Annotated in this window: 13 protein-coding genes; 4 read left to right on the top strand and 9 right to left on the bottom strand. The window is 56.6% G+C overall.

The features are described 5' to 3' along the window. Window positions 1-139: 139 nt before the first annotated feature. From VMV64_RS14600 to VMV64_RS14580, 5 genes are all read right to left on the bottom strand, one after another. Complete coding sequence (locus tag VMV64_RS14600) at window positions 140-781, bottom strand: DUF47 domain-containing protein (RefSeq protein WP_325331626.1); 642 nt, start codon at window positions 779-781, stop codon at window positions 140-142. Between the two features lie 5 nt (window positions 782-786). Next, window positions 787-1821, bottom strand: coding sequence for an inorganic phosphate transporter (locus VMV64_RS14595; RefSeq protein ID WP_325331624.1), 1035 nt, complete (start codon window positions 1819-1821; stop codon window positions 787-789). A gap of 152 nt (window positions 1822-1973) precedes the next feature. Then, entirely contained in the window at window positions 1974-5045 is a 3072-nt protein-coding gene (locus VMV64_RS14590) for an efflux RND transporter permease subunit (protein WP_325331622.1), read from the bottom strand. After that, complete coding sequence (locus VMV64_RS14585) at window positions 5042-6103, bottom strand: efflux RND transporter periplasmic adaptor subunit (protein ID WP_325331620.1); 1062 nt, start codon at window positions 6101-6103, stop codon at window positions 5042-5044. The genes VMV64_RS14590 and VMV64_RS14585 overlap by 4 nt, the downstream gene beginning before the upstream one ends. 20 nt (window positions 6104-6123) lie before the next feature. Beyond that, window positions 6124-6762: a TetR/AcrR family transcriptional regulator gene (locus VMV64_RS14580; RefSeq protein WP_325331618.1), complete on the bottom strand. Its 639-nt coding sequence runs from the start codon at window positions 6760-6762 to the stop codon at window positions 6124-6126. Between the two features lie 264 nt (window positions 6763-7026). On the opposite strand from VMV64_RS14580, the gene VMV64_RS14575 reads away from it, so the two are divergent. Beyond that, the gene (locus VMV64_RS14575; protein WP_325331616.1) at window positions 7027-7524 is read left to right on the top strand and encodes a hypothetical protein; all 498 of its coding nucleotides are present in this window, start codon (window positions 7027-7029) and stop codon (window positions 7522-7524) included. A gap of 368 nt (window positions 7525-7892) precedes the next feature. Here VMV64_RS14575 and lysA read toward each other — a convergent pair whose 3' ends face one another. Continuing rightward, a complete protein-coding gene (gene lysA / locus VMV64_RS14570; protein ID WP_325331614.1) occupies window positions 7893-9137 on the bottom strand; it encodes a diaminopimelate decarboxylase in 1245 nt (414 codons plus the stop codon). Next, window positions 9134-9283, bottom strand: a complete 150-nt coding sequence (lptM, locus tag VMV64_RS14565; RefSeq protein ID WP_325331612.1) for an LPS translocon maturation chaperone LptM — start codon at window positions 9281-9283, stop codon at window positions 9134-9136. The genes lysA and lptM overlap by 4 nt, the downstream gene beginning before the upstream one ends. A 56-nt stretch (window positions 9284-9339) precedes the next feature. On the opposite strand from lptM, the gene cyaY reads away from it, so the two are divergent. The 3 genes from cyaY to VMV64_RS14550 all read left to right on the top strand — a co-directional run bounded on the left by cyaY (window position 9340) and on the right by VMV64_RS14550 (window position 11040). Next, window positions 9340-9651 carry an iron donor protein CyaY gene (gene cyaY / locus VMV64_RS14560; RefSeq protein ID WP_325331610.1) on the top strand — a complete coding sequence of 104 codons (312 nt, stop codon included), beginning with the start codon at window positions 9340-9342 and terminating at the stop codon, window positions 9649-9651. A gap of 204 nt (window positions 9652-9855) precedes the next feature. Then, window positions 9856-10521 (top strand): zinc ribbon domain-containing protein, encoded by a 666-nt coding sequence (locus VMV64_RS14555; protein WP_325331608.1) that lies wholly within the window; start codon window positions 9856-9858, stop codon window positions 10519-10521. Window positions 10522-10746: 225 nt separating this feature from the next. Then, the gene (locus tag VMV64_RS14550; RefSeq protein ID WP_325331606.1) at window positions 10747-11040 is read left to right on the top strand and encodes a hypothetical protein; all 294 of its coding nucleotides are present in this window, start codon (window positions 10747-10749) and stop codon (window positions 11038-11040) included. Window positions 11041-11917: 877 nt separating this feature from the next. On the opposite strand, the gene VMV64_RS14545 is transcribed toward VMV64_RS14550, so the two are convergent. Both VMV64_RS14545 and VMV64_RS14540 read right to left on the bottom strand, forming a co-directional pair. Further along, window positions 11918-12316, bottom strand: coding sequence for a type II TA system antitoxin MqsA family protein (locus tag VMV64_RS14545; protein WP_325331604.1), 399 nt, complete (start codon window positions 12314-12316; stop codon window positions 11918-11920). After that, window positions 12313-12633, bottom strand: coding sequence for a type II toxin-antitoxin system MqsR family toxin (locus VMV64_RS14540; RefSeq protein ID WP_325331602.1), 321 nt, complete (start codon window positions 12631-12633; stop codon window positions 12313-12315). The genes VMV64_RS14545 and VMV64_RS14540 overlap by 4 nt, the downstream gene beginning before the upstream one ends. Window positions 12634-12745: the final 112 nt, after the last annotated feature.

Genomic DNA, 12745 nt, shown 5'->3' with positions numbered 1-12745 from the left:
AAACACGGATTAACACAGACAAAACAATGTGTTGTTGAGGATTTTCACCTCACCCAAAAGGTGATTGGAATGAGAATGGTAACTCATTGATAATCTGTGTATATCTGTGTTAATCCGTGGCTGAATTGCTTTTTTTAGGTTAACACATCTTCACGATAATATCGTGCAGGGTATTGGCGCAGTGCGCCATGTTGTGGGCGGCGTTGGAGAGGTGGCGATAGATTTCGCGGCGCTTGAACATGTTGATGTAGTCGTCGCCCTTGAATAATTCAGCCAGGGCGATGCGATATAGCCTTTCGACTCGCCGCTGCGCCTTGCGCGCCTTGTCGGCATCCTCCGCTGCGGTCAGGGGATTGCTCCCCAACTTGCCGAAACCTGCCACCAGAGCGTCTACGCCTTCTTGCAGCAGCTTGGATTTTTCCACGATGAAGGTATCCGGCGTCACGCCAAGCACGTCCATTTCGCTGACGGTGGTTTTGCAGTAGGTCACGATCCGGTCGAGATCGGCGATCGCCCGGTAAATGTCCTCCCGGTCGATCGGGGTGGAGAAGGCCTCGTTCAGGGCATGGAGGTTGCGTATTTTGATGAGGTCGGCTTCATGCTCATCCTGCTTGATTTTTTTCCCCAATTCCTTGTTTCCGGTTTTCATGAATTCGACCAAGTCGTCAACCGAATGGCTGACCTGCTGGCATTGCTCGGTCAGCAGCTTGAAGAAGTCGGGCGTTTTCGGAAACACGCGATCGAAGAGGGCCGGGAAGAAGGATTTGGATTGTTCGCTCATGATTCTTATCCTATCAATTTCATGGTCATCTGCACCATGAAATAACATGTGATCGCCACCATTGCCGCACCGGGAATGGTGATCAGCCAGGTTATCGAGATTTCTTCAGCTTTTGCCCAGCGCACCGCCTTGGGGCGCTCCGAGGCACCAATGCCCATGATCGAGGTGGCGACCACATGAGTGGTGGAAACCGGCGCGCCGACCAGGGAGGCGGCGAAAATCACGCCCGCAGAAGTCAGTTGGGAATCCAGCGCATGCAGCGGGCGCACCTTGTAGATGGCGAAGCCGAGGGTGCGCACGATGCGCCAGCCTCCGGACATGATGCCCAGCGTGATCGACGTGGCGCAAGCCAGCATCACCCAGAACGGCACGGCGAATTCATGGATAAAGCCGCCCACGAGCAGCACCAGGGTGAGGATGCCCATGCTTTTCTGTGCGTCGTTGGCGCCGTGGGAAAAGGCCAGGCCGGCTGCGGTGAGAAACTGGACGCGGCGTAAATTGCGGTTGATCGTCGGCTTCGCGCCGCGCAGCAGAAACAGCATCAGGCGGTGCAAAAAGAATCCCGCCCAGAAACCGGCCAGCGGCGACAGCACCAAGGCCAGCAGCAATTTGGTGATCCCGGTGAAGTGTCCGTTCTGGAACAGTTCGCCGAATCCCCATGCTACATGGTCGGCGCCGACAGCAACCACCACGGCACCGGCCAGGCCGCCCACCAATGCATGCGAGGAGGAGGAAGGGATGCCGCGCCACCAGGTCAGCAGATTCCAGGCGATGGCGCCTGCCAGCCCGCACAGGATGATGGTGAGCGATACCGTGGCCTCCAGGTCGCCCAGGGTGATGAAGCTGCCGATGGTGTTGGCGACTGCCGTGCCGCCCAGCAGCGGCCCGAGGAACTCGAAAAAGCCGACGATCAGCACGGCCTGCGCCGGCGTCATGGCATGCGAGGCGATCACCGTGGCGACGATATTGGCGGCGTCATTAAAGCCGTTGGTGTAATCGAACAGCAGCACGATCATCACCGCAACGACTGCCAGAATCAAGACGACATCCATGTTGAGCAGGAAGAAGGGTAGGGACGCTGTTAGCCTACCATTATCCAGCGCCGTGGTGTTATCCCTGCATACGACTCCGCAAGAGCTTCCCCTACACGCCCATTGGGGTCGCATAGGACGAGAGCCCTTGACGGATCGAATTACGCCGGGTTGTTGGCCGAATGCTTTTGCTTGTAGCTTGCCAGTCCGTGTTCGACCAGCGAATACACTGCCGGCACCACCACCAGGGTGAGCAGGGTCGAGGTGATCATGCCGCCGATCACCGCTACCGCCAGCGGGCCGTTGGTCTCGGCGCCGGCTCCCAGGCCCAGCGCTGCGGGCAGCAGGGCCAGGATCACCGTCATCGAGGTCATCAGCACCGGCCGCATCCGGATCGGGCAAGCCTCGGAGAGCGCCTCGTCGATGCCCTTGCCCTCCGAGCGCCGCTGGTTGGTGAGATCCACCAGCAGGATGGAGTTCTTCGCCACCAGACCGATCAGCAGCACCAGGCCGATCATCGAGTAGATGTTGAGGGTATGGTTGAACAGCCACAAGGCCATCACCCCGCCGATGATCGCGAGCGGCTGCGCCACCATGATGATGAAGGGCTGGATGAAGGAGTTGAACTGGCTCGCCAGCACCATGTAGAGCAGGACCATCGCCAGGGAGAAGGCGAAGATCATGTTCTGCACAGTCTTGCCGAACTCTTCCGCCTGGCCGATCATTTTCACGCTATAGCCCATCGGCAGGACATTTGCAGCGGCGGTTTTCACTTTATTCACTGCGTCGCCGAGCGGGATGGTGGGTGTGCCGTAGAAGGTGGCGGCATATTGCAGGTCGAATCGTCCGATGATTGCAGGTCCCAGTGTCTGCTTCACGTTCGCCACGGTGTCCAGGCGCACCAGCGATCCATCGCGGGAACGCAGGTAAACTTTGTTCAGATCGGAAGGCTGCCTGAATTCGCCGTCCTTGGCCTTGACCCGGATGTCGTAGCGCTGACCGTCGCCCGGTTCGTCGTTGTATTTGGCGATGTCCACACCGCCGGAGAGCATGTTGAGCGCCAGCGCCACGTCCTGGGTCGTCAGCCCCGCAGAAGCAATCCGGGTGCGGTCAGGATTGAGGACGAGTTGCGGCAGGTCGAGCTGCAAATCGAGGTCCATGCGCCCCAAGCCGGGATCGGCCGAAAGGGTTTGCTGCAGTATATTGGCCAGGCGCCCCACTTCGTCGAGATTGGGTCCGTTGATCACGAACTGCAAAGGCTCGCCGCGCTGGCCGCCGATCATCGGGTAGGGAGCGGCGAAAGCGCGCGCACCGGGGATTTGCGCCAGCTCCTTGCGGATCACGGGAATCACGTCCTGCTGCTTGATTTTACGCTCGCCGCGCGGCGCCATGCGCACCACCACCATCCCCTGGTTGACCTGTCCCGCACTGCCCAATCCGATCAGGGCAAACTCGGTGACGATTTCCTTGTGGCGGAACAGCAGTTCCTCGACCATGCGCAAACGGCTGTTGGTATATTCGATGCTGGAACCGAGCGGGGTTCTTAGATTCACCAGGAAGCGGCCTTCGTCCTCGTCGGGGACGAAGGTCTTGCCCACGTTGATGAAGAAATAGCTGCTCGCCACTACGGTCGCCAGGGTCAACGCCACCACCCACCAGCGGTGGCGCAGCGCCTTGTCGAGCAGGTAGCGGTACAGGTTGTCCATGCCGTGAAAGAAGCGATCCAGGACGTAATACATGCGCCCGTGCCGCTTTTGTACCTTGAGGTAGCGCGAGCACAGCATCGGCGTCAGCGTGAGCGACACGAACAGGGACACCAGCACGCCGAAGGTCACCACCACCGCGAAGGATTTGAAGAACTGGCCGATGATGCCGCCGAGGAAAATCACCGGCGCGAAAATCGATACCAGGGACAGCGTTGCGGCAATCACCGCGAACATCACTTCGCGGCTGCCGTTGATGGCGGCGGTGACCGGGTCGGCGTCGATTTCCTCGCGGTGGCGGAAGATGTTCTCCAACACTACGATGGCGTCGTCCACCACCACGCCGATCAGCAGCAGCAGGGCGAGCATGGTGAGAGAATTGAGGGTGTAGCCGAAGAAGTAGATCACCGCCACCGCGCCCATCAGCGACACCGGGATAGCCGTGGCGACGATCAGGGTGGAGCGCATGCTGCGCAGGAACAGCCAGACGACCAGCGAGGCCAGCAGGGTGCCTTCGATCAGGTGTTCCTTAAGGGAGTCGATGATTTCCTGGATGAAGATCGCGTCGTTGGAGACGACGTCCAGCGTCATGCCCGGCGGCAATTGCGGGATGATCTCGGTTTCCAGGCGTTTCTTGATCGCGTCGACAATCGCCACGGTGTTGGTGTTGGTGACCTTGACGATGCCCAGGCCGATGGTGGTCTGGCCCATGAAGCGCGCGAGCTGCCGGTAATCGGCCAGACCATCCTCGACTTCGGCAATATCCCGGAGACGTACCGGCGAGCCATCGCGGTAGGCAACGATCATTTTTTCCAGCTCGTCGAGGCGGTGAAATTCCAGGTCGAGCTTGATCAGGTTTTCGGTTTTCTGGCCCACCAGAAAACCGCCGGCGAGCTGGACATGCTCGTTGGCAAAGGCGGTGTTGATATCCTGGGCGGTGACCTTGAACGCGGTCATCTTCGCCGGCAGCAGGTTGACGCGGATGGTGCGGTCGCGCCGCCCGCCCAGGCGCACCTCGCCCACGCCGTCGATCGTTTCCAGGCGCTTCTTGATGACGTTGACGCCGTACTGGTTGAGTTGCTGCTGGGTACGGTCGCCGCGCAGCGCCAGCCACATGATCGGCATGGCATTGGTCTCGACCTTGGCGACGACGGGGGGGTCGGCATCCTTGGGCAAACGGCGCAAGACCTGGTTGACCTTGGCCTGCACCTCGTTGAAGGCGACATCGACTTTCTTGTCCAGGCTGAAGGTGATGTTGATCACCGATACGCCAGGCGAGGAGCTGGACTGGATGTGCTCGATGCCGGGCACGCTGTTGATCGACGTCTCGAGCACGTTGGTGATGCTGGCGTCGACGATGTCGGGGTTGGCGCCCTTCAGCGTGGTGGAGATCGAGACGATGGGAAACTCGATATAGGGGAAGCGATCCATGCCGATGCGCTGATAGCTGATGTAGCCGAACAGCACCAGCACGGCGGACAGCATGAACGCCAGCACGTGGCGTTTGATGGAAAGTTCGGGCAAGGTCATTTCTGTGCGCCTTTATTGCCGTTCGCTTCCTTGACGCTGACCGCGGCCTTGTCCGTGAGGAAGCCCGCGCCGTCCACCGCCACCCTTTCGCCCGCCTTGAGCCCTTGCAGGATTTCCACCTGACCGTTCTGGGTGACCCCGGTGGTGACGACGTGCTGAACCGCCTTGCCGTTCTCGATCACGTAGACCACCTTGCCTGCAGGCCGCAGCACCACGCTTACCTCCGGCACGCTGACCGCCCCTGCATGCTCCTCGACGACGACCGCCCCGTTGACCGAAGCGCCCGGTTTCCAGCCGCCCGGGTTCTTCACATCCACCACGGCGTCGAAAGCGCGGTTGGTGCTGCCCACCATCGGCCGCACCTGTTCGATCTTGCCGGTCACGGTAGCATCCGGTGCGGTTGGTGTGGAAAGCTTGACCACCTGGCCAATTTTGATGCGCTGCGCCGCAGTTTCAGGGAACGGCAGGCGGATGCGCAGACTCTCGCTGGTTGAAAGCTGGAACACCGGCTTGCCGAGATCGATCCAGTCGCCCACCGAAACCATGCGGTCGTCGACCCGTCCATCCACCGGCGACACGATGCGGGTGCGGGAAAGATTCTTGGCGGCACGGGTGTATTGTTCGCGCGCGGCGACGTTCTGGGCTTCATAGCCTTCCAGCAGGGAGGGCGAAATAAAGCCCTTTTTGGCCAATTCGCGATACCGTTCGGTCAGCTTGCGCTGGCTGGTTGCCTGGGCTTCCAGCCGCTTTGAGTCGGAGGAAAAATCGGTGGCATCGATTTCGGCCAGCAATTGTCCCTTCTTGACCGGCGCACCGATTTCCACATAGACCTTGATAATGCGTCCCGCCACTTCGGCACCCACCTTGGGCGCGGTGGCACTGTCCACCTCGCCGACTGACTGCTCCAGCACCTGCATGGCGCGGGATTGCGCCTGGGTGACGGTGATGATCGCGGCGGTCGGGCCTTTCTTCTGTTCTTCGGGCTTTTTCGCGCAGCCCGGCAGCAGCAGGGCTACGCCAAGCAGGCAGGGGATCAGGATCGATGGGGTTGTTCGCATGTTGTTAGTCCAGGGGTTCATCAGGGTTTGGGCAGAATGCCGCGTAGCAGAATATCCACCAGCATTGCACTGTAACTTTCCGGCGTATCGGTGAAGTGGACGTCAGGAAAATGGCGTAACACCTCGCGCGACTGGAAAAAGAACACATCGGCGCCGATCAGCAGCGTGGCCAGCATGGCGGGATCTATGCCCTTGCGCAGTTCACCTTTTTTCTGGCCGGTGCGCAGGATCTCCACCAGGCGCGCGAAATTCTGACCGAATACCTGCTCGGCGAATTCTTTGCCTCGTTGCGGGCCGTTTTCCAGCAAGTCGCGCTGGACCAGCCGGGAGATTTTTTCGTCCCGCAGGATGTTGGCCAGATGCGATTGCGAGAAGTCGCGCAGGCGCTCGATCAAGGCGCCGGAGCCATTGCCGAGTTGATCGATCTGACTGCCGGGCTCGCTGCAGGCGGTTTTCAGCACTTCGAGATAAAGCGCGTTCTTCGATTTGAAGTGATGAAAGACATTGGCCTTGCTGACGCCAGCGAGCTCCGCAATGGCATTCATCGATATCGCGTCGAAGCCGGATTCGGCAAACAGATTCTTGGCCGCGGCCAGGATACGCTCGACCGCATCCTGGCCAGTCGCAGACAAGTTGGGGGTGGGTTCTACCAGAGGCACAGCCGGTCTCGCTAAGTCAGGAAAACAGAAGACAAATTAGCACTGACTGACCGGTCGGTCAATATTGCGGGGAATGTTTTTTGAGCGGAGGGAGAATCTTATACGGGGAAAATAAAGCATAACGGCGGGGGTTAAAACCCGCCGTTATGCCGGACTAGAGTTGACTACTTTCCCGCTGCTGCTGCGGGAGCTGCTGCAGGCTTTGCGGCAGCTTTTTTAACCGGGGCTTTTTGGGCGACGGTTTTTTTAGCCGCAGGTTTCGCAGTGGGTTTGGCGGCAACTTTTTTAACCGGCGCTTTTTTCGCGGGAGCAGCTTTGGTTGTGGCTGCTTTCTTGACAGCCGCTGCGGGTTTCTTGGCGGCTACCGCGGGTTTTTTCGCTGCTGTTTTGGCTACGGTTTTGGTTGCTGTTTTCTTGGCGGCTGGTTTTGCAGCAGCGGCTTTTTTAACCGGCGCTTTTTTGGCTGCGGGCGCTTTGGTTGCCGTTGCTTTTTTGACTGTAGCTGCCGGCTTCTTGGCTGCCGTTTTGGCTACGGTTTTGGTGGCAGTGGCCTTGCTTGCTGTTTTCTTGGCGGCGGGTTTTGCAGCGGCGGCTTTTTTAACCGGCGCTTTTTTAGCTGCGGTGGCCTTGGTTGCTGTTGCGGGCTTGGCGGCAGCTTTCGCTGCGGCAACCGGTGCGGCCTTGGTGACAGGTTTGGTTGCGGTCGCTTTGGCGGGTGCCTGGGCGGGAGATTTGGTCGCTTTCTTTGTTGCCATTTGCTGACTCCTTATCGTAGAAAGTTATCTCGAGTACATTTTTATTTTGGTGCCTTAGCAAATCCAAAATAAAGCGGCAGTACTGAACAACTGATTGTGTAACCTTGTCGTTCCTCCCGTTAGGACTGCATGACCGAGAGCATGTTTCCGCCTTGCGCTCAAATTCTATTCCAATTATTTGAAAATGCACAACAGATAAAATGGGTTTGCGAAAAGAAAATCATTGGAAATAGACGGGCTTACGAGAGGTTGGGCTGAGTTTTTTTCGGGGAAGATGTGGCGGGCATTGAAATGACAATGGCCTACATCGGCCATGGGCAACGTTGATGGGCTATATTATTTCCGGAACGTGGATGTGTGGAACATGAAAAACACTCAGGGGAGTAGTCGTTCCAGCGCGAATAATTGTGAAATTTTTTCTCGTTCACGAATCAAATGCGTGTTGTTTTTCTGCACCATAATTTCGGCAGCGCGCGGTCGAGTGTTGTAGTTGGAGCTCATGCTCATGCCATATGCCCCTGCCGACATCACCGCCAGCAGGTCGCCTTCGGCGAGGTGCAGGAGGCGATCATGGCCAAGAAAGTCGCCGCTCTCGCATACCGGGCCGACGATTTCATAGCGCTGCGTAACGCCGGTGTTTTCCTTGACGGGAAGAATCGCGTGATAGGCATCGTAGAGCGCGGGGCGCATCAGGTCGTTCATCGCGGCATCGACGAGGGCGAAATTTTTCGTTTCGCCGTGCTTGAGATATTCCACTTTGGTGAGCAGTAGACCGGCGTTGCCTACCAATACGCGGCCGGGTTCGAGCAGAATCTTGAACTTGCGATCGGCGAGTTTTTCCAGCAGCGTGTCTGCGTAGTCGGCCACTGGCGGCGGCGTTTCGTCGCTGTAGCAAATTCCCAGACCGCCGCCGAGATCGAGGTGATGAATCGCGATGCCTTCTTTTGCCAAGGCATCGATCAGCAGCAGGATCTTGTCGAGGGCATCGGCAAAGGGGGTAACCTCGGTGATCTGCGAGCCGATATGACAGTCGATGCCGACCACTTCCAGGTGCGGCAGGTCGCGCGCCTTGCAGTAAAGCCGGACGGCATCGGTATAGGCGATGCCGAATTTGTTGCCCTTCAGCCCGGTGGAAATATAGGGATGCGTTTTCGGGTCGACGTCGGGATTGACGCGCAAACTGACCGGCGCGCGCCGGCCCATTTCGCCGGCCACTTTATTCAGGCGTTCCAGCTCGCTTTCCGATTCGACGTTGAAGCACAGGATGCCCGCTTCGAGCGCCTGGCGCATTTCATCCGCGGTCTTGCCGACGCCGGAAAACACCACCTTTTTCGCCTCGCCGCCCGCCGCCAGAACCCGCGCCAGTTCACCGCCGGAAACGATGTCGAATCCCGCGCCGAGGCGCGCGAAAAGATTCAGAATGGCGAGGCTGGAATTGGCCTTCACCGCGTAGCAGATCAGGTGCTCGCGCTCGGCGAAGGCCGAGTCGAAACTCTGGTAGGCTGCGGTTAGTGCGGCATGGGAATAGACGTAACAGGGCGTGCCGAATTCTTCGGCAATGCGGGAAAGAGGAACGGATTCGACGCACAATTCGGCATCATGGCGGGAGAAGAATTTCATGGCTTTTTCTCCTCGGCAACGGATTGCGGTGCGGCGGGTGCATTGGCGGCGGGTTTCTGCTCAGGTGCGGGCAGATAGAGCGGGCCTTTGTGGCCGCAACCCTGGAGCAGGATAACAAGCAGAACTGGTAAAAAAACGAGGCGCATATTATTCTCGGAAGACTGTAGGTTTGCGCATCATCTTATCACAAGGAAATATCGAAATGACCGAGAGCGAATTCAACAAACTGGCGGACGAAACCCTGGCCAGAATCGAGCAGTCACTGGACGACAGCGACACGGATATCGATTACGAAATGAAAGGCGGGGTTCTGGAACTGAGCTTCGAGAATGGCAGCAAGATCATCGTCAACCGGCAAACCGCTACACGGGAAATCTGGGTGGCGGCGAAATCGGGGGGGTATCATTTTTTGTGGAAGGATGGGGGGTGGCATGATACGCGGGATGGGGGGGAGTTGTTTGCGGCGTTGGGGAGGTATGCGAGTGAACAAGCCGGGGTGCCGGTAAGTTTTTGATCGGCGAGTAGGGGGGGGTGATTTTCATGCGGCGCAATACACAGCGAGAGGCCTTTCTTGGATCAGGTTAATTCGACCCTGGCCCCTTTCGCCACGATTAACAGTGTCCGTGAAATGCGGGTTAGCTCACTACGTCCCCCTATTAAACGTTGACATCACATGGCGATGGGTTAAATTGAGTGGTCTTCTTACGGAGGGCAGGGAATGGCGCTAATCAATTGCAAAGAATGCGGAAAAGAAGTTTCAACTGAGGCTAAATCATGCCCACACTGTGGGGCAAATCTGAAAAATAAAACCTCTGATAAATACGGAAAGATAGCGGCCTTTACTATCGCAGGAATAATAGGTTTCATCGTGGTTCTTGGCATCATCGGCGCTGTGGGTCAGGCATTTTGGCCTACTAAGAAAAACCCTTCCGTAGATGCCAAATATATGTGCGAGAAACTCGTAAAAGAACGGCTCAAATCCCCTGCGACTGCTGACTTTCAAAGCGCTCATGATTTTACCGCGATTACAACATCTGGAGAAAATTCAGAACTCCAAAAGATTGATAACATGGCTGATGCGCTTTCCGGAATATTATTAGGTTCGAGTGATATATCTTTGATCGAGAAGAGGCTGGGTTATTTTATGACCCCTGACGTAATGGATAAGCTAAAAACCTTCCATGCACAAGGAAAAGAGCAAGTTGCCAAGGGGTTGCTTAAGAGTGAGCTGGTTAAGCTAATAAAAAAATCCGACTTTGTTGTTTCAGGGTATGTAGACGCGCAAAACAGTTTTGGAGCAAATCTACGCTCACAATTCGTTTGTATACTTTCAAGTGCTGATGGAATGTCGTGGTCGCTTGACCATATGCTTATGTTTCCCTGATGTGGACTTGAAAACTCAGCTGGCAAAGCCAAACGCGAAGCGGCGAGACTAAAAAATAGCCCTCTTCGATTCGCGACCAGCTGAATATGGCTGGAATTGTCATACGTTATGAATAATACCAAGGCAATACTTGTTGGCGCAGTTACTCGATTTAGAAACTGTGGGATTAGTTGGCTAATGAATTCGTTTGTTACCAATCAGCATTGATACAGATTGGAGGCAAATATGCCTATCTTCAAACTTACGTTGCAACAGACATACTTCAATCAAGGATTTTTCAACGTCATTGTTGACTACGATCGCTACGTCCGAAAGACCGCTGGCCCGGTGCGTCTTCGGCTCGGAAGTTTTGGCATCGAGATCGATGGAAAAATCAACCGCACCGTAAACAATAATGGAACGGCAAGGGTTCTTGGAGGTACAGCACTGCGTAATTGGTTTCAGAACAATTTTGAGCCAATGGACACAGTAGAGATCAACCTCAGTTCTCAGGACATAATAGTCCTAGAGAAGAAATAAGTTCTTTGACGGACACAAGCGCAGGGTCAGGTCTATAAAAGATGTCAGCGGTGACAGGTTTTGTGCGCGCTATGCGCAGATGTTTAGGTGCCGGGGGCTGCCCGGCAGCAGGTCACTTTATTTTGCTTGCCCAAAATACAAGTAACCAAACAAAAGGGCACCCTGCCGCGCCGGCCCTTCGGGCTTCCCTCGGTTTTCCTGAAAATCCGGGCGGCCGCGTTAAACTCGGCCTTCGGCCTCAGACAAACGCAGCCGACGGCCCCCGCTTCACCCGGAAAACCGAGGCGGTGCAGAGGGGGATTTGGGTTTTGTGGGCGATTCTCGCCAGTGCTCCCCCTCTCCCCAGCCCTCTCCCCGCTGGGGAGAGGGAGTTGGTGTTGAGGTTCCTTCCCCTTCAAGGGGAAGGTGTAGGATGGGGATGGGGGTGCTTTCGGTCCCCTTGGTCCGCCGCCGAGTAGCGCAGCCAAGCCGGGGGATTTCTGCGAGGACTGTTTGAGCGCAAAGCGCGAGTTCCGCAGCAGCCCGGCTTGGCGAGCAACGCAGGGAACTCCGAAGGGGCGGTGGATAGGGGCGGGTTTCTTTGGTTCCTTTCTTTAGCCGTTTAAAGAAAGGAACTAGCCTGCCGGGCTACCCCCGGCACCTAAATATTTGCGCGTAGCGCACAAAGCCCCAAACAAAAAATCCCTGCCTCTCGCAAGACAGTAGAACAGAAGACAGGCCACGGTTTTCTGATCGAAAATACCAAGAATTGTGGTTTGCCCTGTTAAGGAACCGCTGATTTATTCGTCACCCCGGCGAAGGCCGGGGTCTAGATTGTTGATTCTTCTGGATTCCGGCCTTCGCCGGAATGACGGAATTTGATTTATTCGGCGTCTCCTTAGGCAACCGATGCAATCTCCTTGATAAGTTCGGGATGTCGTTCTGCCAGCTTGAGAAGCTTACGCATGGTGGCGCTAGGTTTAGCTTCCCCCCGCTCGTAGCGTGAAAACGCATTAACTCCGCCACCAAAGACCTTGCCGGCTTCCGCCTGAGTCAGCCCAAGCCGCTCCCGAATCAGGCGAATTTCAGGTGGATTAGCCTTCCTGGCAGCTTTCACCAGCCCATCTCCGGCAGCGGCCACCCGATCATAGCTTTCATCGTCAAAGACGGCCTCTCCACATTCAGAACAGCGGAATCCGGAAACCGCATGAACTGTCATGGACTTGCCGCGATAGGAGACCACCTTGTCCCAAGTCCCATGTTTCATTTCATCAAACCCACATGCAGGGCACTTCATGATTCGTCCTCCTTGCGCTTAAACTGGATGACCGGTGGCCGACCATCCAAATAGCCAGTGATCTTGATGTAGGCAACAATCCCAACGGGCGTCATGGCGTGATACACATCTTGCCAAACGGTAGGGTCGCGGGTCGTCGTCATCGATTTGAACAGATTGCGCGTGGTGAGATGGCAAACCACGTCCCGCATCTCGCTTTCCTCCAAGCCCATCTCCAAGCCGCCATCAAGAGCGGTTCCGGTGAATACCCGGTTCGACGGATCGGCAACCATTTGCTGAATCGCTGACAGTGGATAGTGCGGCTTCCGTTTTTCCATAGACACATTATAACCCCAAAGGTTTCAAACCTAAAAGGTTACATGGGCTCCGAAGGTCGTTAAAAAGCCCTGCCTTTCTTCAAGACAGGGCTTCAAATCCAACCAAGAAACT

This window comes from Sulfuricella sp. (assembly GCF_035531155.1).
Classification (GTDB): Bacteria; Pseudomonadota; Gammaproteobacteria; order Burkholderiales; family Sulfuricellaceae; genus Sulfuricella.
Note: the sequence above shows the minus strand (reverse complement) of the source record. Positions and strands in the feature narration are given on the sequence as shown.

Excerpts from the sequence above, each read along its gene's own strand:
- VMV64_RS14545 (WP_325331604.1), bottom strand. The coding sequence starts at position 12,316 with ATGAAGTGCCCTGCATGTGGGTTTGATGAAATGAAACATGGGACTTGG.
- VMV64_RS14585 (WP_325331620.1), bottom strand. The coding sequence starts at position 6,103 with ATGCGAACAACCCCATCGATCCTGATCCCCTGCCTGCTTGGCGTAGCC.
- lysA (WP_325331614.1), bottom strand. The coding sequence starts at position 9,137 with ATGAAATTCTTCTCCCGCCATGATGCCGAATTGTGCGTCGAATCCGTT.
- VMV64_RS14550 (WP_325331606.1), top strand. The coding sequence starts at position 10,747 with ATGCCTATCTTCAAACTTACGTTGCAACAGACATACTTCAATCAAGGA.
- VMV64_RS14600 (WP_325331626.1), bottom strand. The coding sequence starts at position 781 with ATGAGCGAACAATCCAAATCCTTCTTCCCGGCCCTCTTCGATCGCGTG.
- VMV64_RS14540 (WP_325331602.1), bottom strand. The coding sequence starts at position 12,633 with ATGGAAAAACGGAAGCCGCACTATCCACTGTCAGCGATTCAGCAAATG.
- VMV64_RS14555 (WP_325331608.1), top strand. The coding sequence starts at position 9,856 with ATGGCGCTAATCAATTGCAAAGAATGCGGAAAAGAAGTTTCAACTGAG.
- cyaY (WP_325331610.1), top strand. The coding sequence starts at position 9,340 with ATGACCGAGAGCGAATTCAACAAACTGGCGGACGAAACCCTGGCCAGA.
- VMV64_RS14590 (WP_325331622.1), bottom strand. The coding sequence starts at position 5,045 with ATGACCTTGCCCGAACTTTCCATCAAACGCCACGTGCTGGCGTTCATG.
- lptM (WP_325331612.1), bottom strand. The coding sequence starts at position 9,283 with ATGCGCCTCGTTTTTTTACCAGTTCTGCTTGTTATCCTGCTCCAGGGT.